At 44.7% G+C, this 24,446-nt stretch carries 17 protein-coding genes; 2 read left to right on the forward strand and 15 right to left on the reverse strand.

Going from position 1 to position 24,446, the window contains the following annotated elements:
* Positions 1–35: 35 nt before the first annotated feature.
* From BC343_RS13655 to BC343_RS13680, 6 genes are all read right to left on the reverse strand, one after another.
* Positions 36–2,378, reverse strand: coding sequence for a glycoside hydrolase family 31 protein (locus tag BC343_RS13655; RefSeq protein WP_162276871.1), 2,343 nt, complete (start codon positions 2,376–2,378; stop codon positions 36–38).
* 306 nt (positions 2,379–2,684) lie between these two features.
* The gene (locus BC343_RS13660) at positions 2,685–3,437 is read right to left on the reverse strand and encodes an SDR family oxidoreductase (protein WP_078348624.1); all 753 of its coding nucleotides are present in this window, start codon (positions 3,435–3,437) and stop codon (positions 2,685–2,687) included.
* Positions 3,438–3,570: 133 nt separating this feature from the next.
* Positions 3,571–4,311 carry an SDR family oxidoreductase gene (locus BC343_RS13665; RefSeq protein ID WP_078348352.1) on the reverse strand — a complete coding sequence of 247 codons (741 nt, stop codon included), beginning with the start codon at positions 4,309–4,311 and terminating at the stop codon, positions 3,571–3,573.
* 97 nt (positions 4,312–4,408) lie between these two features.
* On the reverse strand, positions 4,409–5,344 hold the full coding sequence (locus BC343_RS13670) for a helix-turn-helix domain-containing protein (RefSeq protein WP_078348353.1): 936 nt from the start codon (positions 5,342–5,344) through the stop codon (positions 4,409–4,411).
* Between the two features lie 82 nt (positions 5,345–5,426).
* Complete coding sequence (locus BC343_RS13675) at positions 5,427–6,116, reverse strand: response regulator transcription factor (RefSeq protein WP_078348354.1); 690 nt, start codon at positions 6,114–6,116, stop codon at positions 5,427–5,429.
* Positions 6,106–7,569 carry a sensor histidine kinase gene (locus BC343_RS13680; RefSeq protein WP_078348355.1) on the reverse strand — a complete coding sequence of 488 codons (1,464 nt, stop codon included), beginning with the start codon at positions 7,567–7,569 and terminating at the stop codon, positions 6,106–6,108. Before BC343_RS13680 ends, BC343_RS13675 begins: the two co-directional genes overlap by 11 nt.
* 109 nt (positions 7,570–7,678) lie before the next feature.
* On the opposite strand from BC343_RS13680, the gene BC343_RS13685 reads away from it, so the two are divergent.
* Entirely contained in the window at positions 7,679–10,051 is a 2,373-nt protein-coding gene (locus tag BC343_RS13685; RefSeq protein ID WP_078348356.1) for a TonB-dependent receptor domain-containing protein, read from the forward strand.
* A gap of 108 nt (positions 10,052–10,159) precedes the next feature.
* On the opposite strand, the gene BC343_RS13690 is transcribed toward BC343_RS13685, so the two are convergent.
* The 5 genes from BC343_RS13690 to mnmE all read right to left on the reverse strand — a co-directional run bounded on the left by BC343_RS13690 (position 10,160) and on the right by mnmE (position 19,015).
* Positions 10,160–13,435, reverse strand: coding sequence for a type I restriction endonuclease subunit R (locus BC343_RS13690; protein ID WP_202909788.1), 3,276 nt, complete (start codon positions 13,433–13,435; stop codon positions 10,160–10,162).
* A 28-nt stretch (positions 13,436–13,463) separates the two neighbouring features.
* A complete protein-coding gene (locus BC343_RS13695) occupies positions 13,464–14,015 on the reverse strand; it encodes a uracil-DNA glycosylase family protein (RefSeq protein WP_078348357.1) in 552 nt (183 codons plus the stop codon).
* The gene (locus BC343_RS13700) at positions 14,006–15,226 is read right to left on the reverse strand and encodes a restriction endonuclease subunit S (protein ID WP_078348358.1); all 1,221 of its coding nucleotides are present in this window, start codon (positions 15,224–15,226) and stop codon (positions 14,006–14,008) included. Before BC343_RS13700 ends, BC343_RS13695 begins: the two co-directional genes overlap by 10 nt.
* Positions 15,223–17,133, reverse strand: coding sequence for a type I restriction-modification system subunit M (locus BC343_RS13705; RefSeq protein ID WP_078348359.1), 1,911 nt, complete (start codon positions 17,131–17,133; stop codon positions 15,223–15,225). Before BC343_RS13705 ends, BC343_RS13700 begins: the two co-directional genes overlap by 4 nt.
* Positions 17,134–17,599: 466 nt before the next feature.
* Complete coding sequence (mnmE, locus tag BC343_RS13710; RefSeq protein ID WP_078348360.1) at positions 17,600–19,015, reverse strand: tRNA uridine-5-carboxymethylaminomethyl(34) synthesis GTPase MnmE; 1,416 nt, start codon at positions 19,013–19,015, stop codon at positions 17,600–17,602.
* A 157-nt stretch (positions 19,016–19,172) separates the two neighbouring features.
* Here mnmE and BC343_RS13715 point away from each other — a divergent pair, with 157 nt between their 5' ends.
* A complete protein-coding gene (locus BC343_RS13715; protein WP_078348361.1) occupies positions 19,173–20,231 on the forward strand; it encodes a nucleoid-associated protein in 1,059 nt (352 codons plus the stop codon).
* A 4-nt stretch (positions 20,232–20,235) separates the two neighbouring features.
* Here BC343_RS13715 and BC343_RS13720 read toward each other — a convergent pair whose 3' ends face one another.
* From BC343_RS13720 to BC343_RS13735, 4 genes are all read right to left on the reverse strand, one after another.
* Positions 20,236–20,892 (reverse strand): protein-L-isoaspartate(D-aspartate) O-methyltransferase, encoded by a 657-nt coding sequence (locus BC343_RS13720; RefSeq protein WP_078348362.1) that lies wholly within the window; start codon positions 20,890–20,892, stop codon positions 20,236–20,238.
* Positions 20,893–21,025: 133 nt separating this feature from the next.
* Complete coding sequence (locus tag BC343_RS13725) at positions 21,026–21,439, reverse strand: GxxExxY protein (RefSeq protein WP_078348363.1); 414 nt, start codon at positions 21,437–21,439, stop codon at positions 21,026–21,028.
* An 83-nt stretch (positions 21,440–21,522) separates the two neighbouring features.
* Positions 21,523–24,012: a replication restart helicase PriA gene (gene priA, locus BC343_RS13730; RefSeq protein ID WP_078348364.1), complete on the reverse strand. Its 2,490-nt coding sequence runs from the start codon at positions 24,010–24,012 to the stop codon at positions 21,523–21,525.
* 6 nt (positions 24,013–24,018) lie between these two features.
* Positions 24,019–24,405: a DUF423 domain-containing protein gene (locus tag BC343_RS13735; RefSeq protein WP_078348365.1), complete on the reverse strand. Its 387-nt coding sequence runs from the start codon at positions 24,403–24,405 to the stop codon at positions 24,019–24,021.
* Between the last annotated feature and the right edge of the window lie 41 nt (positions 24,406–24,446).

A 24,446-nucleotide genomic window follows, 5' to 3' on the forward strand; every position in this document is an offset into this window, starting at 1 on the left:
ATTTGAGAAATTCGTGTCCACTCAAGATCGGTGTATTAATTTAGCTTAACACTTATTGCGTTGCCGGTGTAAACTACGCTCTTATCTATCTTATCCGCTTCGCCGGTGTTAGAGCCGTGTGCGCCATTTACTAAAACTATATTGAACGTATGTTTTTTCAGCATGCCTTTAAAGTTGCCTTTGGTGGCCGATATGCTTAGCGTGCTTGCCTTATCGTTCCAGTTTAAGGTGAAGGTTGCTTTAGCGCCTTTTTCGTAATTGTAGTTCTCATTTTCGTCTTCGTAGTATTTAAAGGTGCCGTTGGCTCCGCGGTAAATGCGCAGTTCTATTTTATCGGCAGGCTTTTCGGTGGCGTATTGCATCACCGGGCCCATAGGGATAATAGAACCTGCACGCACGTAAAGCGGCAGCATATTCATCGGCACATCAACCGTCATTTTTTGACCGCCTTGTTTTACTTCACCCGTCCAGAAGTTATACCATTGGGTGCCTGCGGGCAGGTATACCTCGCGGGTTTTGGCTTTGCTTGCGGCATCGGCACCGGTGTATAATTGCGCTGTAACCGGGTTCACTAAAAATGCCGGGCCAAACATATACTGATCCGGGATGCTGTACACATTAGCATCCTTCTGAAAATCGAAGGTGAGGGCGCGCATCATGGTATAGTTCTCGGTATTTACACGGCCTGCCAGCGAGTAGATGTAGGGCAGCAAACGGTAGCGTAGTTTATCAAAGTTCAGCAGTATCGAACGCGTGTCTTCATCCCAGTTTTTAGAGAAAATGGCTCGCTCCCCTTTACCGTGTATCCTGAATATAGGGCTAAACGCACCGAACTGGAACCAGCGGGTAAACAGCTCTTTAAACTCGGGTTTCGACCAATCGGGCGCCGTCCAGTGCCAGTGGTAGCCACCAATGTCCGATGTCCAGTACGGTATGCCCGATGCACAGGCATTTATACCCTGCGGCACCTGGTTTTTAAAGTTGGCGAACGTACACTCAATATCCGAAGACCACAGTGTAGAAGCATTGCGCTGCTCACCCGCGAACGATTGCCTCACCAAAAAGAAAGCACGCTTGCCCGGGATATCCCTGCGCCAACCTTCGTAAACGCCCTTGGTATGCTGCAGCGAATAAGTGTTAAAGTAATCGATCCCCTTGCCTGTGTAAAAATTGGCTTTGCGTCGCTCGTCTAAAAGGGCGCCGTTATCGGGTTCGCACTGATCTATCCACCAGGCATCCCAGCCGTAGCGTTTCACCAGGCTATCGCGGGCCTGCGCCCAATATAATTCGCGGGCTTTGGGGTTGTGGGCATCATAATAAGTATCAAAAGTATGAGTAACCACGTTATCCCAGGTAATGCTGGTGAGGCCGCCCATTTTCTCCAATGCATCGTAATTAGGCGTGCCTTTGCCAAATACCGGCCAAATAGATATCATGGCATGCAGGTTGGCCTGATGCAAAGCATCAACCAGTTTTTTGGGATGCGGGTAACGCTCGGGCTTCATAATGTGCGAGCCAATGGGCAGTGGGTCCCAGTAGTACCAGTCCTGCACAATTACATCCACGGGGATGTTGTTATTGCGGTAATTGTCCTTCACCGTTAATATTTCATCCTCGCTCAAATACCTGTCCTGCGATTGAAACAAACCATAAGCCCATTTACCAAACATAGGTGCGCGGCCGGTAGCGGTGCGATATAAGTCGATAATATGGTCGAAATCCGGGCCGTAGAAAAAATAGTAATCTACCTGTTTACCACTTTCGGATGTGTATTTAAATTGCGTATTGCCTTCTTCGGCACCGTAGAAATTAGATGCCGAATAGTTATCCCACATCAGCCCAAAACCTTGTGTAGAAAGCATTACCGGTATAGCGCCGGTTAGGTATTTAATGGCCATATCCTGGTTACGTCCCTTGTAGTTAATGCTCAGCGAATCCAAAGGGTGGCAACCCATGCCGTACAGCGCCTCGTTAGCCGGAGAATTAAAAGCAGATGTAACATTATAAGTGCTGATGCCCGCAATAGTTGCCGGTGCCATGCTTTTATTAGCTGCGGTTTCGGCAGTTATTACTTTACCTGACAGATCGCAATAAGTGATGGCGTTGGTGGCCTTGTTCACTTTTATTTTTAAGCGTGTGGTGGTAATGGTAAGCTCAGCTTTACCATCGGCAACGGTAAAAGTGGTTGGCTGAGCCCATTTATTGTTCACAACCAACGACTCGGTAGTGGGGAAACTATTGAAGATGGTGTACTTTACTTCCACCAGGTCGGCCTTGCAGATGTTGAGCTGCATAAGGCCTTTATCTAATTTAAAAGTTACGCCTTTGGCGGTTTTGGTGTACGAAATAACGGTAGCCTTAGCTTGGGCCGACAGCATAACACAAGCCAATCCCGCTAAAATGCTTTTAAAAACAGAACGTGATCTAAACATAAAATGATCTGATAATTGAGTTTTTAAAATTAGGGATAGCGGGTATGGGGCAATGTGTTAATTGTACATATTAATAAAAGAAATGTTAACGATAGATGAGTGTTGGAGGCTATTTAACCGCGGAGGACTCAGAAGTTACACGGAGGTTCGCAAAACGGTTAAAGAGTTGCGATTATAATTTGCTAATGCTGTTAAAAACAAAAGCCCCCGGCCCACCTTAGCAGGTCGAGGGATTTTATTACAAAGGTTTATTTAGTTAGTAGCACCACCGTTCACCAACAGGTGCTGGCCATTCACAAAGGACGACAGATCGCTGGCGAAGAACTCGGCTACGTTAGCCACATCTTCCACTTCGGCCAAGCGGCCCATTGGGCAGCTATCCAGCAGTTGTTTGCGCAGACGTGGGTAAGCTTCGGGGTCCACAAATATACCCGAGTGGTCTACCGCGAAAGGAATGATAGAGTTTACGGTTACGCCGCGGTGCCCTATCTCTTTGCTCAGCACATCAACCATGTAGCGGGGCGTAGTTTTACTGCCACCATATACGGCCATACCGGGTACGGGGTATGAGGTGGTTGACGATGCGATGTAAATAATACGTCCGCCATCTTCTACATTTTTGGCAGCCTGTTGCATAGTAAAGTACGAGCCTTTGGCATTGATAGAGAATACCCTGTCGAATTGCTCCTCAGTAAAGTCGGTTACCGGGGTTTCTACCATTTCGATGCCGGCATTGGCTACTACAATATCAATTTTACCAAAGACCTTTTTTGCTTCGGTGAACAGTTTTTCTATCTCGGCAACTTTGCTCACATCTGCCTGTACCGATATTACGCGGGCACCCATGGCTTTGATGTTGCTTTCTACTTCTTCGGCAGAGGCTTTATCGCGCGAGTAGTTGATCACTATATCTGCGCCTAATGCTGCATAACGTTCTGAAATTGCTTTACCTAAACCGCGTGCTGAGCCGGTTATTACGGCTACTTTATTTTTTAATGAGTTCATTGTTTTAGTTTTTTCACCGATTACTCCGATTTTTTTGATTTCACCGATGGGGTTGATTTTTTTAACCGATGGCACCGATTCTTTCGATTTCACCGATCCTATTGATTATTTACTTAAATTCTATTTTTCTTAATTATGCCATGGCGCCGTTTAGGCCGATGGTTTGGCCGCTTATCCATTTGGCATCGTCGGATGCTAAGTAGGTTACTACTTTGGCAATATCTTCGGGTTCGCCCAAGCGGTTGAAGGCGTTGAGCGATGCCAGATGGTCTATCACTTGTTGTGGTTTGCCTTTGGTGAACAATTCGGTATTGGTTGGGCCGGGCAGTACGGCGTTTACGTTAATGCCGCGAGCGCCAACTTCTTTGGCAAATACGCGGGTAAGCTGCTCTACCGCGCCTTTGGTGGCAACATAGGTACTGTAGGTTGGCATCAGCAAACGGGTGGTGGTTGATGAGAAGTTAACGATACTGCCACCGTCGGCCAGTTTGGTTGCGGCCTCGCGCAGGGTGTTGAAGGTGCCGCGCACGTTGATATCGAACTGGCGGGTAAAGTCTTCGTCGGTAGTGTCTTTCAGTAATTTGGTTATCATGATGCCTGCGTTGTTTACCAGTACATCTATTTTTCCGTATCGGGCAATGGCGGCATCAAATAGTTGGGCAACTTCATCGGCCTTGCTCACATCGGCTTTCACGGCAATGGCTTGGCCGCCGGCGGCTTGTATGGCATTTACGGTTTCGTCGGCAGCATCTTTACTGCCCGAATAGTTTACAATAACTTTTGCGCCTGCTTGTGCAAATTGGCGAGCAATTTCGGCACCGATGCCCCTTGAGGCGCCGGTAACCAGGATAACTTTTTCATTTAATGTTTTCATGACTTCTTTGTTTTTTAGTTGTCGTTGATCGACAGAACAAAGGTCATGTTTGCGCTAAGGGTAAAATTGCGCAGAATTAAGCAGGTGATGCAAATTTCTAAGATTGGGTTCTGTTTCTTTCGTTTCGATAAGCAGCGGGCGACAATTTTGTATGCTTTTTAAAGTAATTACTAAAATGTGCCGACTCGGTAAAGCCCAACCGGTAAGCTATTTCCTTCACCGAAACATCGGTATGCTGCAATAGCGACCGCGCCTCTCCTATGGTTTTCTCGGCTATCCAGGTGCCGATGGATTTACCGGTTTTTGTTTTAATGACCGTGCTGAGGTAATTGGGATGCAGGCTTTGCGCATCGGCATAATCCTGCACGCGGTAAGGCTGCGATACCTTGCCCTCGCCGAGTTCGCGGTAGTGTTTCTCCAGCAGCAGTTTAAAATTCTTTACAATGAGCGAACTGCGGTTGCCCTCGTAAATGGGGTTATAATCGAGCCAGAAATGTTCCTTTATCTTCAGCAACAACACAACGAACAGGTTCCCGATGATTCGCTTCCTGAAAGGCGAATGATGCAAATACTCGTGGTGTATCTGCTTGTATATCCTCTCAAATTCGCTGTATACCTCCGCACTTAGTCGCCTGCCGGGGAAGGTCTCGGCCAGCAAAAAGGGGAACTCATCAAAAATATCGGCATGTACGTTCTCTTTTAAAAAAGCCTCACTAAGGGTTATCAGGTAAGCCTCCTCAATATCTTCCCAAATGTACGAACGCAGGTGCCCCGGGTTGGTAAAATACACCATGCCCGGCTCGATGGGGTGGGTTTGCCCGTCGATAGTATATTGCCCCTTTCCTGCTTTGGTAAAACTAAAAACAAAGAAATTGAGCCTGTGCACGGGCGAATGAAAAGGCAAATGCTCATGCAGCGTATCCCGTAAATTAAAAATGGTGAACTCCGGCTCCGCCTCCATCAGATCGGTACGCAAACCCATGTGGCGGTACTGGTCGCGAAGGGTTTGGAAGGATCTGGGCGCGTTACTCATTTTAATTTTTTTGATGAAGATACAAGAGTTGCCCGTTATACAGAAATGAATAAAGGCGAACAGGTTTTATCACCCCGATAACTCAGAAGATGAGTTTATAACCCGCGCCCCTAATGCTCATTAATTGAATAGCCGAGTCATCTTTTAGCATCTTGCGGATGTGCGACATAAAAACATCCATACTGCGGGCATTATAAAAACTGTCATCGCCCCATATCTCCTGCAAAGGCACCGACCGCGGGAGTAAGTTATTTCGATGTTGGAGCAATAATTTCAATAATGCAGTTTCTTTGAACGATAAGGAATAAGTGGCCACCGGCGTGATCAGTTGCTGGCTCACTGCATCAAGTTCGCAGTTACCAAATGCAAGCCGCCCCGAAACCGGCTCATCTTTAGTTGAGGCATTGCCAAAACGGGTAAGCAATGCTTCCATCCGCACCAGCAGTTCGCCCATATTAAAAGGTTTGCGCAGGTAATCGTTACCGCCGCTTTTAAACCCTTTGATCACATCTTCGGGCAGCGATTTTGCGCTTAAAAAAATGATAGGGATGCCGCTATCCTGTTTGCGGATATCTTCTGCCAGCGAATAGCCATCCTTCAGCGGCATCATAATATCAAGTACGCAAATATCGGGCGGTGCCGCCAAATATAGTTCCAGTGCTTGCTTGCCGTCGGCTGCTAAGTCAACCTCGTAGCCACTGCTGCGCAAGCCATCGCTTATGATTTGGGCAAGCGTGGGTTCGTCTTCCGCGTAAAGTACTTTATATTTCATTGTAAGCGGGTAATTCAATCATAAACTTACTGCCATGGCCTTGTTCGCTTTGTACCGAAACTTTGCCACCATGCAGCACAACTATTTGTTTAACATAATGCAGCCCAAGACCCGAGCCTTTAACATTGTGTACATCGGGCGCACCGGGTATACGGAAAAAGCGTTCGAATATTTTCTCGCGGTAAACACCTGCTATACCCGGACCATTGTCTTCAATGGATATGTTGATCATCTCCTTCTCCTGCCTGCAGGCGATAGTTACCAGGGCATTGCTTCCGCTATATTTCAACGCATTATCAATAAGGTTATAAAATACGTTGGTGAGGTGCACCGGGTCGCCATCTACAAAACAAGGCTCTTCATTGGGTTGATAAATGATCTCGGCACCTCCCCCCTGGTTACGCAAACGCATGGAGGCAACCACGTTGGCTAAGCCTTGCTGCACATCGTAAAGTTCGGTGCGTAATTTAACATAGCCGTTATCCAGCTGGTCGAGGCTCAGCACTTTGTTAATCATGATATTCAAACGCTTCAGCTCTGCCCTGCTGATATCGAGGTAGTTCTCCAGCTTGGCAGGGTCGTTAACCAGTTTATAACGCCCTACGGCATCAAGAGCGGCTTCAATAACTGATACAGGTGTTTTTAGTTCATGCGTCATGTTACCGGTGAATGCTATCCGCGCTTGCGAATATAGCCGCTGGCTGCGCATCAGCCTGAAAAGTACAATAAAAGCGAGCCCTGTAAGCAATAGCATCAATACCGAAGAAATGAGGTAATACCGCATGCGGTAGATCACCAAGTTGTTAATAGACGGTACGATGAACTGATAGCTATGAAAAAAGAAGTTGATATTATAGGCGTACAACTGGCTATGATAATCTGCATCCAGCGACTTTTTCCAAACCCCGGGCGCTTCGGGCTTACCGCTTTCATAATTGTATAGCAGATGGTAACCCTCAACATTCAGGTCATTCTTTGCAAATTCTACTTTAACAAGGCTATCCATCCGCAGGAGGTCCTTATGGTCGGCAGCCATAACCGATTCAATGGTCTCCCCTTTATCGAACGAGCGCACCACCCTACCCCGCGACGCCTTAGGGTGGTTATTTGGTATCCTTAAACCGATATCAATTAAGGTGCTGTCGTTCTTTATATCCGAACTAAAGCGCCCGCCCACATGCCTTTTGCGCATATTGGTGAAGGCCTGTTTAAACTGAAGCCACTCGGGCGAAAGGAAAAAATTACGGAAGTTCTCGCTCTTCTCGTGCCCCTGTACCACACTCAGGTAATCGTTCATACGGGCGGCATTGTTTACGGCTTGTTCCAGGTCGCGTTTTACCTGGTTACGCTGCGCATCGAACAATTGGATGAGCCACGCGGCCTGTAGCCCCACACTGGTAAGTATGGCCAGCGCCACCAATGGGTATGCATACCGTTTAGAGAACCATTTCATAACACGAAAATGGCAATAAATAAGCAGCTATAAAGCTGCCCATACACGATTTAACCTTGTTTAACATTGCTTAACGAGCCTTAACCGGGGCTTGCGGTAGGTTTGCTGCATGAAAAATATCATTCTTTTTATCCTCATATTTCTGCCCGGGCTTGTTTGTGCCCAATTAAAAGTTACCGGGAAAGTAACCGATGCGGCAGGCCACCCGCTGGATGCGGCCACCATTACCCTTATTAAAGAACAAAAGCAAGTTTCATCGGCATTTGCCGACCTTGGTAATTTTACGCTTAGTTATAACGGTAGCGGTACTTATATTGTAAAAGCCACCTTGGTGGGTTACCAACCAGCCCAGATAGAAGTAGCGCTTCCTAAAGACAGCATTACGATAGTAATGCAGCCTAACAGCAAACAGCTAAGCGAGGTAACCATATCGTACCGCCGCCCCTTAATAGAGCGGAAAATAGACCGCGTAAGCTTTAATGTAGAAAACAGCATACTTGCCTCGGGCGGAAGCGCCTGGGAAGCCTTGACCAAAGCCCCCGGCGTGCAGGTAAACTCGAGCAACGAAGTTACCGCCAACCGCAAAGGCGTTAAAATATACATGGACGGTAAACCGCTGCAGCTTTCGGGCGAGGACTTATCCGCCTATTTGCAGGGCTTGCCATCAGACCAGGTATCGCAGATAGAGGTTTTCTCTAACCCGCCCGCACGTTTCGAGGCGGAGGGAGCTTCTGTGATCAATATCGTCACCAAAAAAGGTAAAAAGGAAGGCTTCAATTTAACATTGAACAGCGGAGTATTGCAAGGCATTTACACCGGTTACAACGGTGGGGCAACCTTTAATTACCGTAATAATAAATGGAACGTATACGGCGCCTATAGCTATAACCACAGGCATACCTACCAGGATCATAATACCGATATCGATTTCGGCAACTCGCTTTGGAGTAACCCGAGCCGCAACACCTATAAGTCCAATACCCATAACTACAGGCTGGGTGCCGACTACCAACTGGCGAACAACCAGGTACTGGGCGTACTGGTAACCGGCAACGAGCGCCGCGGAACTACCCAAGGCAACGCCTCAACCCGTATCACCAATAACCAAAACGTATTGGATTCGACCCTAAAGACCGATCTATTTTCGCCCGGCAGCGGTAGCCAGTATACCTACAACCTCAATTACAACCTGAAATTAGACAGCGGCCGACGCGGGCTGAATATCGACATGGACTATTCGCCGTACCGCACAAGCTCTAACGCATATACCGATAACCAGTCGTTTTATGCTGATGGCAGCCAATCGCCCAATACGTTCCACATCTACACACCCAGCACACAGCAGATAGACATCTACTCGGGCAAGGCCGACTATAATTTCAAAGCCGGCAAAAGTTGGGATGTTACCTCTGGAATTAAATACAGCAGCACCAAAAGCCGCAATAACTTCAGCTATTACGACCGCGCCGGGGACGTGCTTACGCTTATACCCGCCAACAGCAACATATTTACTTACCGGGAAAACACTGCCGCCGCCTACACCAGCCTATCTGGAACATTAGGCAAGTGGACGCTACAGGGCGGGCTGCGTGCCGAGTATACACGCGCAAAAGGTTATTCTGAAACACTCGACTCACTGAACCAGCGCAACTACCTGAAGCTATTCCCCACCGTATACGCGCAATATAAGTTGAATGACGACAATGAGCTACAACTTAATTACGCCTACCGCATAGAACGCCCGGAATATAACCGCCTCAACCCGGCCAAGCGCTTTTTATCGCCCTACAACATCTACGTGGGCAATCCCTCGCTGCAGCCTGCTTTTGTGCACAATGTGGAACTGAGCTACACCTACAAACAGCAATACAGCGCCACAGCTTATTATACCTCCACAAGCGATGTGTTTACCAACATTAATATACAGGATAACCAAAACAAAATATACTACGGCACACACGCCAACCTTGGTTTAAGCGCCATTGCAGGCGTAAGGCTTACTGCAGCTTTACACCCAACAGCGTGGTGGGATATTAATACAACAGCCGATGTGTACAGGCAGCGCGAAGCATCCGCCTACCTCAACGGGCGCTTTGATTACCACATGTATTCATTCGCGGGCAACCTTAACCAGGCATTCACCATCAATTCGAAACGCAGCCTAAAAGCCGAAATAAACGGTGCATACTACGCCCCCGGCATACAAGGCATTTACCGCAACGGGCATAACGCACAGGTAGACGCAGGTATAAAAACCAATATACTAAACAATGCCGCCACCATTCGCCTTGCGGTAAACGACATATTCAACACCAACGTAAACAGAGCCAGCATCAACTTCCAGGATCAGCGAAGCAGTTTCTTCCACCATGTAGAAAGCCGTACGGTGGCTTTAAGCTTTACTTACAGGTTGGGGAAAAACATAGCAGCATCGCGAAGCAGGGTTACTTCGAGTGAGGAAGAGAGGAAGAGGGCGCAGTGAGGGGGGATGGGAATACCCATCATGCTATTGCTTCGATCATCTGATTAGAAAGTTTGATGGTTGAAGCGATGGCGTGGTTTATTTACCGATATAAAAATCTAATTAACGTTATGCAACGGCTCTTCCGCTATTTGCAGCCTGCACAAACAGATGATCAAAAACGTTTTTACATTTGATATCATAAACCATCTTATCATAACTATCAGGTAGGTTTTTATCCAATATATCTTGTATTACAGACTTTACCTGGAGTTGTGTTTGGTAATCTTTGTGCCAATCATGCAAGAGTACTGTTGGCTTTTCATCATATAGCCTTGTTAAAAGGTTCTTAGCTGCAAGTTTAACCTTTTGCTCTTCATCCTTGGTTAAATTATCTTTTTTTAAGAGATCGAAAATTTCAAGCTCACTTTCTGATAAACCTTCTTTAGCCGCCCTTAATTCTTCTGCTTTAAGCTGTCCAACAAAGTCCATCAAATCGTTAAAGTAGTCTTCTGTTAAAGCACCTCCTGAATTGTATCTATCAATAATTTGCTGGAGTTTTTGCGCAAATCCTATTCGTGTTATATTCATTGACATCATTACTTCCAGTTTTTTAGAGATAAACTCACGAAGATCAGCAATTTCTATATGTTTATACACGGCATCGTTATACTGTTCTTTAAGTTTTGCAATGTCCAGCTTACTTAGATCGATCTGTTTCCCGGTTTTTAAGCCGTAGGAAGCTTTAGGCTCAGCTACTAAATTTTTATCGTTTTTGAATTCTTCATTCGCAACTATACTTTCGTCAAGCAACTGGCTAATCCTTCTTTTTGAATTATCTAAATTGCTGCGTTCGGCTTTCCCATCTATTACGAGACGTAGATAAGTTATCACAGCAACCAATGGAAAGTCCTTTCTCTTGCCTAATATCTCGGGACGACAAGCATCATACAAAGCTTCGATGGTATTATTGTAAACAACAAATTGCTTTTTACGATCATCAAGGGCTACAATAATATCTGCGTATTCATCAAACTTAGCTAACTGACCAAATACTTGATTAGCATTAACAATTTCGTTTAAGTTTACTCCAATACTTAAACAAAACTGAGAACACTGATCAATAGCATCCTGTAGCAATACATACAATTGGTCTTTCTCTTGCACCGGTGCATCCTCTTCCGGTTTGTCGCCATTAAAGCCACCTCCATAGGAGGCAAACGCTTTTTTTAGGTTTTTAAATACATTATAGTAGTCAACAATTAGCCCGTTATTTTTAGGCTTATCGTTTATCAGATAGTCTGTAACGCGGTTAGCCCTGGCAATTGTTTGCATCAGGGTATGGTCTTTCATTGGCTTATCAATGTACAAGGTAGAAACAGTTGGCGCGTCAAAACCGGTAAGCCACATGCTGCATACAAATACAAGTTGCAGCGAGCTTTCGGGCTGTTTGAAGTTCCATTCCAAATCAAAACCATTGTCATCAACCGCATTCATGCGCTTACGGTGTGTTGTAATGTCTAAGCCGTTCTTCTCAAACTTTTCTTCTTCGCCAGCCTCTTCACTTACAATAACAGCCATGTCTGCTTTTCTCATCCAGTCAAGCATTTGCCTTAAAGTATCCTTTTCTTTCTGCGTAGTTTCTGACGATCTAATTTGAGCATGTAAAGATCGTTTTTCCTCCTCCCACAACCGTTTAACTTTGTCGTACATCTTTACTGCCGTAAATTTATCCAAAGTAATCACCATCCCTTTGCCTAAATAGCCACGACGCGGGAAGTGGTATACAATATCTTTAGCTATTGTTTCTAACCTGTCGTCGCTTTTAAGTATAGACAGCTCCTGCCCAAATTCTTTTTCAAGGCGTTGCTGTTCCGCATCTGTTAAGTTCTCATCGCTGACAATTTCTGCTAAGTCCTCGTCCAGATCGTCGTTCTGTAGAAGTACTTCAGGCACTCTCTTATGGTAAAACAACGGAACTGTTGAGCCATCATCTACACTTTGTTTGAAGTTATATTCAGAGACTGTCTCACCAAACCAGTTGTTAGTAAGTGTTTTACTACCCAGCAAAGGTGTACCTGTAAACGCTATGTATTGAGCATTTGGCAAACCTGTACGCATGTTCTCGGCAAGGTCTTTATATTGCGTTCGGTGGGCTTCGTCAACTATAACTATAATATCATTACGGGTGCTTAAAATGGGATAAGCCTTACCCTTCACATACCTGAATTTTTGGATAAGTGTGAAGATATAACGGCGGTTGGTTTGCAATAACTCTCTTAATTCCTCGCTGTTTTTGGGGCGGCATTTGTCCGTTTTTTTTATCGCTCCCGCATCTAAAAAGTTCTTGTAGATCTGGCCATCCAAATCCTCACGATCTGTTATTATCAGAAAGGTGTAATTACCCGTAAACTTCCTGAATATCTTGCGGGTAAAGAAAATCATACTAAAACTTTTGCCGCTGCCTTGCGTGTGCCAGAAAACACCAAGCTTGCCCTTGTTTTCTAAGTCGGTATTGTTTTGGTCGTGTTTTAAACGAGTAGCAAAGTTATCGGTAGCATTGTTTACACCTAAAAACTGGTGGTTTTTAGCGGCAACTTTATAGCTTTCTTTATAGTAAATCAAAAAGTTTTCAAAGTAGTCCAGCAATCGCTTTTTATGGCATAAACCTAAGACGGCATAATCAAGGCTGACACCGTAACGTTCGATTCTCTCTCTATCCGGCGTGGCATTTTCATCCTCGACCCGTAGCCAATTAAAGAAGTGCCCATAGCCTGATGTCGCACTACCAACCTTCGTTTCCAGTCCGTTGCTTAAAATGCAAAGCGCATTGTAGTTGAACAACAAGGGGATATCCTTACGGTAGTTGGTCAAATTATCATCATAAGCGTTACGAACCGAGACAGTGCTATTTTTTAGCTCAATGAATATGAGTGGAAGGCCGTTAACGAAAAGTATGAGGTCTGGCCTGCGCCTTATGTATTGTCCTTGCAGCCAAAGCTGCGAAACTATCAGATAATCATTCTGCGTTTCATCAACCAGGTCTATCACTTTAATAGTTATGGGCTCTTCGCGGCCCTGATCATTTTTAACATTTAAGCGAACACCGTCCCGCATCAGATAGTAAAGTTCCTGACTTGCCTGAAAGGGACTGAGATCAGCTCGTGTTTTGGTTAACTGCTCAACAGCAAAATCAATAGCATGTGCAGGTGCGTGTTGGTTTAACTTCTCGAGCCGTTGCTTCAATAAAGGCTCTATAACAACCTCTGTTTCCATTGATCGGCCCGTTATATCCTCCAGGAAACAATTTAGGTGCCTATACCCAAGTTGCTTGACAAATACATCAATAATGGCTTTCTCTATCTGATCTTCAGAAATGAAATTGGTGATGTAAGTTTTTGCCATTGGTTTAGGTTGCTTAATGTTGGGTTAGTTATGGTCGTAAGCAAGTGGTTTGAGCAACAATGGTATCAATCCATTGTTGTTGTTTTGTCTCGTTATAAAATCGGGCTGGTGTCTCGAGTTTACAAAACCGAATGCTTCTCTGATAACAGTGATTTGCTATTAAAGTAACCTGTGTACGCATATTGGGTATGCCATTAAATGTTTTCCGGGTAAAATAAATAGCTTTCAGATTAGGAAGGCTGTCTATTAGCCCGATGATGTCTTTCCATTCGCTTACATGCCCATCAATAAAATCGTCATCTACATTCCCTTCTGTGCCTTCGGGAACATCAAGGCTATGGATGATATCGGCAAAATCTATTTTATAAATTGCCATAAATTGTTGTTTGCTTGCCAGTGATTCGTTCTTAAGCGAAGGTAACCCAAAGCATTGCGGCAGCAAATGCCACAAGAAGTTGCGCAGCCGGCCATAAAAAAAATCCGGACCTGTAGGGATATCGGGATTAAAAGTACCCAACATCAGGGTTTCGGTATTGGCATTAACTCCATGATCTCTAAACTTATGCAATATTACAGGCATGGTGTTTCTTCAGCTATTTTAACTTTTAATTTACCGCTTATTAAGCGGGGTAAAAGGCGGTCGCGGATTTTGCGTAGTTCACTGTTTTGTTGAATCAGAATTTCAATTTGATTGAACATAGGAGATACGAAGGAATGAAAATGACTTCTTAATTCCTTATTAGGAATTGTAGCCTTATAGTTTTTAAATGTATTTAAAGTAATGGCATCAAAGGTTGCACCATTGGCAACCTGCTTTAAATAAGTTACCATAGAATCTGTAAAGAGAAATGTAAAAAAACGGTCGTCCGGCCGGTGTGAAATAATACCAAAACATGACTGATTCATTGCCATTTCTTCACCTGCTAAACAAATGTTACCCACCGTACCTCGTGCAGTAATAAAAGTTGAGTTCTTTGGAAACAATTTTGTGCTTGATTCTTTTAGCCCTTTCTCAGTGATTTTTTTTTCTGTTTCCATGATGTAGAAGCTATCACAATGATCAGTCGGAGTGAAAAAACTAATTTCTCCAGTCCAATAGGCAGGGTTCGTTGTAACGGGTGTACCTCCACCTTTTACATCCGCGAAAGAATAACATGAGCCAACACACCACGCCTCTGGCAAGAGACTTTCATACCTTGTTGATTTATATCCCGGGAATCGCATCCTTACAAACCACTCCTTATAAAGTTCTCTTGCGGTTTCTTCTAAGAGTTTCATTCGTTTATTGTTTACTTCGATCAAGTCATCATAACTTGATAAGACAGCCGCAATTTGCCGTTGTTCTATCAAAGATGGTAATAGCAGTTTTATATTTTTTATTGCTTTAAGATCTGCTCTTTGCCTTCCTGAAGCACCCGACATGCTGTTTACTGCCGTATCTCTTATAAAATCACTTTTACATAAATAGTAAACAAAATCGCTATCAGAAACTCCATTCCTCCCTCTGAATACTAAGAATTCGGTTGACCCTATACCTTTATTGTTCTTAAGATTTTTTATCTGGGCAATTTTGCCATTTTCTAAGCAAGGTGTTATTCTGGCAAATACGGTATCGCCGTTTTGAAATTTCGAATTACTTCCATTATAGATTTTACCTTCTCTTGGATATAGGAATCGATACGTCGGCTCAATATCTTCCATTTCGCAGTTTTCTACAAATTCGCCTTTTTTTACAAAGACTTTTGGGTTACTCTCTACTGCTTTATCAAATGTTGATGGCTTCCAATTCATAACTGTAGGTTAATGAAGTTTTCAGTGATAAGTAATTCCAACTCTTTTGCCTTTTCGTTCAAGCTGTCTAATGAATTATGCCTTTCTCGCATTTCGGCCATAAACTCTTCATCAGTCAAACCATCTTCCTCAATTACAACACCAACATAACGCCCAGGGTTTAAGCTATAATCCTGTTCCTCAATATCCTTTAAAATCGCAGATTTACATAAGCCAATTACATCTTCGTATACACCATTCGGAAATCGCTCGTTTAACCAATTGATATGGCTTTGATAATATGTGGCTTTGTCAGCTAAGGTTTTATATGCCTTCTCATTTTCTTCTTTGTCTCTTTGGGCTTTGGTGAGTGTAGTGCCTGCTTTACCTAAATCAGCTTTCAATCGTTTAGCGTCACCTTTACCTGCAGTTATCTGTTCCTGTAAGTCATCCCACACTTGTTTAGCTTCTTCATGTAGTTCTACAGCAGTTGCTACTATTGGTGCTAATTCATCAGCTTCTTTCGTAAAGTGATCAACCTGCTTTTGGTATTTATCCAGTAACTCCGTTAGCCGCTCGGTTTCACCACGATGCAGCCTTACAATTGTAGCAATGTTTTGTACGTGTTCTTCGGTAAATTCCCTTAGTGCTCTGGTAACCTGCCTGAATATGTTGCGCGCATCAATAAACAACACTTTTGGCTCGGTACCTTGCTTAGATTTATCGAAGAACCAAAGCGTTGCAGGTAATGTTACGGTATAAAACATATTTTTAGGCAATGTGAGCATACAGTCAATCACACCGTCTTCTATCAGCTTTCGCCGTATGTCAGCCTCACTATTACGCGCGTCGCTCGCGCTGTTAGCCATTACCAATGCAGCCCTACCTTGTGGTTTTAATGAAGAAGCAAATAAGCTGATCCATAAGTAATTTGCATTAGGTACTGTGTCAACCTCTTTTTCCTTTTGCTTACTGCTGCTCTTGGTTTTGTTTTGTGGAATGCCATAAGTGTTAAAACGCCGCTGATCTTTTACACGGTTCAGATTTACATCGTTCACGTTAAAAGGCGGATTAGCCATCACAAAATCAAAGTTTTCAAAACTATCGTGCGGATCGTCGTAATAACTATTAGCAGGGCTAATTACACCACGCAAACCGTTTACCGCAAGGTTCATCCGGGCAAGCTTAACCGTTTCCGGCGTACGCTCAACACCGTAAACCACTAAATCTTTGCTATCTGTATCGTGCAGTTCTTCACGTCGCCGGTCTACAAAATAAGAACTTTGCACAAACATGCCGCCGCTACCGCAGGCAGGGTCAAGTATTCGCCCGCGATAAGGTTCTATGATGTCCACCATCAGTTTTACAACACTGACAGGCGTAAAGAATTCTCCGCCGCCTTGCCCTTCGGCTAATGCAAATTCAGCTAAGAAATACTCATACACCTTACCAAACACATCACCTTTTGCATCTTCTGGTATATCCTTAAAATACTTTAGCAAAGTTTTAGGCAGGGTTTTATCCTTGTCGTTAACCAGCTTAAAGTACTCATCTTTAGGTAAACTGTCCTTTAACTCAGGTTTATATAGCTCAATTTTCTCCATTGCCGTTTTAATGGCTTTGGCTATATCTTCTTTCTCGGGTAGGTTAAGTAAATAATCGTACTCGGCCTCAGGTGGTAAATAAAAACCACACTTTTCAATAGCTATCTCAGGCTTTTCTCTTTGTCTGCGGCTATTTTGTTGCTCTATCATTTCCTGCTCAATAGCAGGTTTTACCTTGTTGTACTTAATTGAGGCAAAGCGAAGAAAAATTAAACCCAAAATGGGTGTCGCGTACTCACTTGCCTTCAATCCGCTGTCAACACGTAGTTTATCGGCTGCTTGCCAAAGGCTGTCTTCCAGTTGTTTAAGTTGCTCTGCTGTCATAAATATTTAAGATACCAAGTTACTGGAAAGCTGGATATATTTCGCCTTAAAAAAACGGGTTACCTAATTATTTAAGATCAGAGGCGCTCTACAAAAGGACATAGATAACGCAATGAACTCGCTATTAAATACTTACCAACTCTCCAATACAAAACTTAGTAAAAATATTCTCCAACGAATCATCGATGGTCGCTGCGCCGGTGATTTCGCCAAAATTGTGCAGACCCGCCGCGCACCGCTACACACTTCCGCCAGTCCCCCAACACAATTAATATACCGCTCTTTTATTTACTGAAAATATTAGCAAATAAAATATGTCATAAAATACTATATATCAACAACTTAAATAAAAAAGTAGTTAAATTTCAATGGTTAACACAAAAACACTCCCTTTAACCAGCAAGTAGTTAATTATCAATTATTTACTTATTTAAAAGAATAAAAATGTGTTAAGTTATGTTAACTCTTACTTCCCGATACAAAACTTACTAAATATATTCTCCAGCAGATCATCCGTTGTAACCGCGCCGGTAATTTCGCCTAAGTAATGCAACGCCTGTTTAATATCCATTGAAAGGAAATCCGAAGTCACGCCATCAATGCCATCCAGTACACGCACCAGTGACTCTTCGGTTTTTTGGAGGGCTTCGAGGTGGCGGATGTTGGTTACCAGGGTTTCATGGCCGCTGAGGTTTTCTTTTATGGCGGCAGCGTATATCTGCTGCTTCAACTCGTCGATGTGTTGTTTTTCTTTGGCGGAAATGCCGATGAAGTCCGAAAGTCCGGAAGTCCGGAAGTCGGAAAGAAGCTCATTGATGCCGGATTCGTCTTGCGGACTTCCAGACTTTCCGTCTTTCCGACTCAGCAGATCAATTTTATTGGCTACTACCAGCATGGCAACGCCGGGCGTTTGCAGGCTTTGCAGATCGGCAGCGAGTTCTTCAGGGGTTATTTGGGCAGCGTCGAAGACGTAGAGCAGCAGGGCGCTTTGGCTAATCTTCTCCATGGTGCGTTGCACGCCTATCTGTTCAATGGTGTCGGTGGCCTCGCGGATGCCGGCGGTGTCTACCAGGCGGAAGTTGATGCCTTTAATGTTGAGTACCTCTTCAATGGTATCGCGCGTGGTGCCTGGGATGTGGCTTACAATAGCCCGTTCTTCGTTCAGCAGGGCATTCAGCAGGGTAGATTTACCGGCGTTGGGGCGACCGGCGATAACGGTGTTCACACCGTTCTTGATCGCGTTACCCAATTCGAACGATTGTATCAAACTGCCAATCACTTTGGTTATCTCTTGTATCAGTTTTTTAAGCTGATCGCGGTTGGCAAACTCTACGTCTTCTTCGGCAAAATCAAGTTCGAGTTCTATCAGCGAGGCAAATTGCACCAGTTGCTCGCGCAGGTGGCTTAGCTGGTTACTGAAACCGCCGCGCAGTTGCTGCAGGGCTATTTGCTGCGATGCTTTAGAGTTAGAGGCTATCAGGTCGGCAACAGCCTCGGCTTGCGACAGGTCGAGCTGGCCGTTCAGGAATGCGCGGAGCGTGAACTCCCCTGCTTTGGCCGCGCGTGCACCGTTTTTAATAAAGAGCTTAATAATGGCTTCAATGATATAATTACTGCCATGGCAGGATATTTCCACCACGTTTTCGCGCGTGTATGAGCGCGGTGCCACAAATAGCGATGCCACCACTTCATCCAGTTCCATATCGCCATCCATAACGCGGCCAAAATGCAGCGTGTGCGAGGGCTGTTTGGTAAGGTCTTTCCCCTTCCAAACTTTTTGGGCAATGGTTATGGCGTCGGGGCCCGAAAGGCGGATAACGCCAATGGCCCCAATTCCGCTGGGGGTGGCAAGGGCTACGATGGTATCTTCGGTGGTGTTCATAGTTGGGTCATTGGGTCATTGGGTCATTTCCAATGCGCCGTTGCAAAAGTCGCTATTTCGCATTAATGTTCCTAAGTCATAATTGTGCAAGCCTACGCAAAAATAATGACTCAATGACCCAATGACTCAATGACAAATATTTACCTTCGCCCCTGCTATGGTAACATTTTTTGAAGCTTCGTTAGATAAAATTTCGGTACATCATGTGGGTAATCAGTCACAAGACGAGTTATACGCCCTTTCGGAGGCGCCGTTGGAGTTAAAAGACGACGTTATTCCGGGCCTTTTGATGCAGTATTTTTTAAAACCCTTCGAGAAATCTAACGAGGTTTATCACCTGATGCACAGCAGCGACGACCTGGCACTGAACGAAGTGCACCACTTTGCTACCATGGCTTTTGAGGATGAGAGCAAATTTCACGAAGCATCGGAACAAATAGCCAAACACTTGTATAAAGTAAGTACCCACCCCAACATCAAAGGCGGCGAATTGTACGTGGCCTACTTTAACCGCGTGCAAATAGAGGGCAACCCACTTGATGCGATAGGCATTTTTAAATCGGAAAATAAAGAAACCTACCTAAAGGTGTACCCCGATAAAGGCGGTTTTGTGGTAGATTATGAGCAGGAAGCTATCAACATTAATAAGCTGGATAAGGGCGTTCTCATCTTCAATATCGAAAAAGAGAATGGCTATAAAGTGGTGGTGTTAGACAAAACTACAGGCGGGCAGGATGCAGCCGTTTACTGGAAAGACGAGTTTTTGCAGCTAAAGGTGCGTAACGATAGCTTCAACCGCACCAATAACACCATGGGTATCTACAAAAACTTCGTTACCCAAAAGCTTGACGATGAGTTTGAGATGAGCAAAGCCGACAAGATAGACCTTCTCAACCGCTCGATGAAGTATTTTAAAGAGAAAGAGACTTTCGATCTGGATGAGTTTGCGGAGGAGGTGATCAGCAACCCGGAAGCCATTACATCATTTAAAAACTTCAAGAACCAGTACGAAGAAGAATTTGGCTACCCAATTGGTGATAGTTTCGAAATATCCGACAATGCCGTTAAAAAGCAGGCTCGTGTTTACAAAAGCGTGTTAAAGCTGGATAAGAACTTCCACATCTATATTCATGGCGACAACAAGCTGATAGAGAAAGGCTTTGACGACGACAAGTCCATGAACTACTACAAAGTATATTTTAAGGAAGAAGCATAAGCGTTTACCAGGCCCTATCCCCCACCAGCGGAACAAACCTGAAGGTATCTAACACATGGCGCTCGTAGTCGTTCTCGGCGGTTTTTAGTACGGTAACCATCTTTTGCGATTTTTCGTCGCCAACGGGGATAACCAGTATACCACCTATTTTGAGTTGACGCAGAAGCAGGTCTGGCACGGTGGGCGCGCCGGCGGTAACGATTATCTTATCGTAAGGCGCATCGCTTGCTATGCCAACCGAGCCATCGCCCAAAAAGAATTTGGGTTTATAACCCATATGGGGCAGTACTTTTATAGTGCGCTCATATAAGCTTTCCTGCCTTTCTATAGTGAAAACTTTAGCGCCAACCTCCATCAATACACAGGTTTGATAACCACAGCCCGTGCCTATTTCCAGCACCTTATCGCCTTTTTTGATGTGCAGCAGTTCGGTTTGATATGCAACCGTATAGGGCTGCGAAATGGTTTGCCCGGCACCTATCGGAAAGGCAATATCTTTATAGGCCTGGTTCCAAAAAGTTTCGTCGAAAAAGAAGTGCCTGGGAACTTTTGCTATCGCAGCAAGTACATTTTCGTCTTCAATACCTTTCTTTTTTAGTACCTCAACAAGACGTTTTCGTGCTCCCTGTTCCTTGTAATTATCTATAAACTTATATGCCATAACAAGCAGCTAAGATAATACGATTTTAACAGGATTTTTAGGAAGATAGGATGAACAGGATTTGATTTACGCTAAGGTTTTTGATTTACAGGAGTATAATTTACTAACAGAAATAGCAAACTCGATAGATTCACTACTTTTTATATGGGTGGTCTGTAGAGCCTGTGAGTTTTTTGTTATATAAACGTTTAAAGTCCAAAGAAGTTCCGCCGAAGTTTATAAGCAAGCCATCTGCTATATTGTAGATCTCTAAATAGTTTATAGCCTGATTTTTATGAATGTCTTCAATTTTTGGTAACGCTTTTAGTTCTAACATTACCAAACCTTCTACAAACAAATCAACCCTACGTGTACCTACATATTCGCTTCTATAGTAAATATGCATTTCCTTCTCCATCTCAAACGCCAGGCCGTTATATGCGAGTTCAATAGCCAACGACTTCTGATAAATAGCTTCCTGAAATCCGCACCCTATAACGCTGTGTACTTGCATTGCACACCCTATTATTTTATGGGTCAACTCATTTATATCTGCAAACTTCTCCATTAGCAAAATCTATCTAATAAATCTTAAAGAATCAAAAAAGAGTCCTGTTAATCCCTCAATCCTGTCATCCTGTTAAAATCGTGTTAATAGGGATCCACATCCGGCTGCACAATGCTTCCTTTGCTTAGTTGGGTAGTCTGAAACTGTGTGATGGTATCACGTATCAATGCCTTCGCCTTAACTACCGATACCCCATCCTTCTCAAACTTCAGCATAATAGTTTTAATGTAGTAGTTGCGTATCCTGTTCACTAAGGGTGGTTCGGGGCCTATTACGCGTTCGCCGAAGTGTTTGCGGAGTTCGGCGGCGAGGTACTCGGCTTGGTTGTAGAGTATTTCGGGGGTCTTGTGCTTAATATCGATGCTGATGATGCGGTAAAATGGCGGGTACTTAAAGCTTTTGCGCTCCTCCATTTCGGTAAGGTACAGGTCGAGGTAGTCGTTTTCTATCACCTGTTTTATTACGCGATGGTTGGGGTCGTAAGTTTGGATAACTACCTTGCCTTGTTTGCCTCGGCGGCCTGCCCTGCCGCTCACCTGTGCCAGCATCTGGAAACTACGTTCGTTGGCGCGGTAATCAGGGTATTTTAGCAGGCTGTCGGCATTAATAATACCAATTACGGTTACATCGGCAAAATCCAATCCCTTGGCCACCATTTGGGTGCCTACCAGTATATCTATCTTCTTTTCTTCAAGGTCGTTCAGAATGTTTTGGAGCGAATTGCGCGAACGAGTGGTATCCAAATCCATACGTGCCAGCCGTACATCGGGCATAAGCACCGATAGCTCGTCTTCCACCTTCTCGGTACCGAAGCCTTTATATTCTAAATGCGTAGCGCCGCAAGCGGGGCAAACCGTAGGCGTATCCTCTTTATACCCACAATAATGGCAATGCAATTTACCGCTGTGTTTATGGTAGGTAAGGCTTACATCGCAATTAATGCATTTGGGCGTGAAGGCGCAAACCTTACACATCAGCACCGGTGCATAGCCGCGGCGGTTCTGGAAGAGTATCACCTGCTCCTTCTGCTCCAGCGCCACCCGCATATCTTCCATCAGCACACCCGTAAAGTGCGACTGCATGGTCTTTTGCTTCAATTCTTTTGATATGCTTACTACCTCTATCACTGGCAGTTGCACGCCGCCGTAGCGTTCGGTCATTTCTACCAAACCGTATTTGTGCAGGCGGGCATTATAATAAGTTTCAAAAGCCGGCGTAGCCGAACCCAGCAGCACTTTTCCGCCGTGCATATTGGCCAGGTAAATGGCCGCATCGCGTGCGTTGTAGCGCGGGGCAGGGTCGTATTGCTTGTAGGATGTTTCGTGTTCTTCGTCTACAATAATTAGCCCAAGGTCGTCGAAGGGTAAAAACACCGATGAGCGCGCACCCAGTACAACTTTGTACTCGTTGCGCAGTACCTTTTGCCAAACTTCTACCCTTTCATTATCATTAAATTTGGAGTGGTAAACACCAATCGAACTGCCAAAGTAAATGCGCAGGCGTTCTATAATGTGTGTAGTGAGGGCTATCTCGGGCAACAGGTAGAGTACCTGCCGGCCGGCGGCCATCATCTCCTCTATCAGCCTGATGTATACCTGCGTTTTGCCGGATGCGGTTACGCCATGCAGCAACACCACATCCTTTTGCTCGAAATGTTGCTGTACTGCGGCCAGTGCCGTTTCCTGCGATTCGCTTAGGGTAAAATTACTCAGCAACTCGTCGCCCTCATCGTAACTTAACCTGCTTACGGTTTTATGCTCAGCAAAAAAAACTTCCTTTTCTATTAGTGATTTAATGCTGCTATCACCTGCACCACTATCTTCTATCAAGTCAGATTTGAGCACTGCTTTTTGCTGGCGCGATAATTTCATGTATGACAGCAAGGCATCGGCCTGTTTGGGCGCGCGCTTTTCCAGTATCTCAAAAAGCTCGCGGCGGTTATCGGAGTTTTGATAAACGGGGTTAAGGGTGATGTAAGTTTTGCGGCGGGGTTTATACCGTTCGCTCACCTCTTCGGATATGGTGACGATGTTTTTCTCGAACAGCGATTTCAAAATCGGCATCACCGTTTTTTGGCCGAGCAGTTTTACAATATCGCTGATGGTGAGCTCGGGTTGAATGTCCAGCGCCTCCGTTATCAGGTATTCCTTATCGTTCAGTTGGGTTTTATCAAACTCGAACTCGCGGTTAAGCATCACTTTGGTTTCGCTGGCCAGCTTAAGGGCCGAGGGCAGGGCGGCGTTCATCACCTCCCCCTCGTTGCACATGTAATAATCGGCTATCCAATGCCAAAACTTTAGCTGCTTTTGGGTAACAACGGGCGCATCATCCAAAATCTCGATGATGTATTTGGCCTCGTACTTCTCGGGTGCCTGTTCGCTTATGCTTGCAATAACAGCCGTATACAGTTTGCTTTTGCCAAACTGCACAACGGCGCGTTTACCCACAGCTACGGTACCATTCATATCAAAAGGCACGCGGTAGGTATAGTTGCGGCTAATGGCCAAAGGCAATATCACCTCAACAAAAAACGTTTTACGGTTATGCGGTTGTACTTCGGCAAACTCTAACATTACAGGTTATTTGTTACGCAGGGCGGCCAGGGCAAGTGTTACCCAGCCAATTATAAACAGCAAACCACCAAGGGGCGTTACAGGGCCAATAGCAGCAAGCCCCGGCATTTTAAGCAGATCGCGGCAGGCCAACAGGTAAAGCGAGCCCGAGAAAAACACAATACCAATGGTAAACAGGTAATAAGTGGCGGTAACCATTCCGTTTTTAAAACGCGAAAAAGTAGAAAGGAACAGCAAACCAAAAACATGGTAAAACTGGTATTGTACAGCGGTATGCCATACTTCGAGTTGGCGGGCGTCAAGAACGGCCTTAAGGGCATGCGCGCCAAAAGCGCCGGCAACAACGGCAACAGCGCCCAACAGCGCGGCCGTTACTATAATTTGTTTGTTCATGCAGATATAAAAGGCTAAGTTAACCAAATGAAAGTATTACT

This window comes from Mucilaginibacter pedocola (assembly GCF_002013915.1).
In the GTDB taxonomy this organism is placed as follows: domain Bacteria; phylum Bacteroidota; class Bacteroidia; order Sphingobacteriales; family Sphingobacteriaceae; genus Mucilaginibacter; species Mucilaginibacter pedocola.

Coding starts and splice junctions, on each gene's coding strand:
- BC343_RS13655 (WP_162276871.1), bottom strand. CDS start 2,378: ATGCTGTCGGCCCAAGCTAAGGCTACCGTTATTTCGTACACCAAAACC.
- BC343_RS13660 (WP_078348624.1), bottom strand. CDS start 3,437: ATGAACTCATTAAAAAATAAAGTAGCCGTAATAACCGGCTCAGCACGC.
- BC343_RS13665 (WP_078348352.1), bottom strand. CDS start 4,311: ATGAAAACATTAAATGAAAAAGTTATCCTGGTTACCGGCGCCTCAAGG.
- BC343_RS13670 (WP_078348353.1), bottom strand. CDS start 5,344: ATGAGTAACGCGCCCAGATCCTTCCAAACCCTTCGCGACCAGTACCGC.
- BC343_RS13675 (WP_078348354.1), bottom strand. CDS start 6,116: ATGAAATATAAAGTACTTTACGCGGAAGACGAACCCACGCTTGCCCAA.
- BC343_RS13680 (WP_078348355.1), bottom strand. CDS start 7,569: ATGAAATGGTTCTCTAAACGGTATGCATACCCATTGGTGGCGCTGGCC.
- BC343_RS13685 (WP_078348356.1), top strand. CDS start 7,679: ATGAAAAATATCATTCTTTTTATCCTCATATTTCTGCCCGGGCTTGTT.
- BC343_RS13690 (WP_202909788.1), bottom strand. CDS start 13,435: ATGGCAAAAACTTACATCACCAATTTCATTTCTGAAGATCAGATAGAG.
- BC343_RS13695 (WP_078348357.1), bottom strand. CDS start 14,015: ATGCCTGTAATATTGCATAAGTTTAGAGATCATGGAGTTAATGCCAAT.
- BC343_RS13700 (WP_078348358.1), bottom strand. CDS start 15,226: ATGAATTGGAAGCCATCAACATTTGATAAAGCAGTAGAGAGTAACCCA.
- BC343_RS13705 (WP_078348359.1), bottom strand. CDS start 17,133: ATGACAGCAGAGCAACTTAAACAACTGGAAGACAGCCTTTGGCAAGCA.
- mnmE (WP_078348360.1), bottom strand. CDS start 19,015: ATGAACACCACCGAAGATACCATCGTAGCCCTTGCCACCCCCAGCGGA.
- BC343_RS13715 (WP_078348361.1), top strand. CDS start 19,173: ATGGTAACATTTTTTGAAGCTTCGTTAGATAAAATTTCGGTACATCAT.
- BC343_RS13720 (WP_078348362.1), bottom strand. CDS start 20,892: ATGGCATATAAGTTTATAGATAATTACAAGGAACAGGGAGCACGAAAA.
- BC343_RS13725 (WP_078348363.1), bottom strand. CDS start 21,439: ATGGAGAAGTTTGCAGATATAAATGAGTTGACCCATAAAATAATAGGG.
- priA (WP_078348364.1), bottom strand. CDS start 24,012: ATGTTAGAGTTTGCCGAAGTACAACCGCATAACCGTAAAACGTTTTTT.
- BC343_RS13735 (WP_078348365.1), bottom strand. CDS start 24,405: ATGAACAAACAAATTATAGTAACGGCCGCGCTGTTGGGCGCTGTTGCC.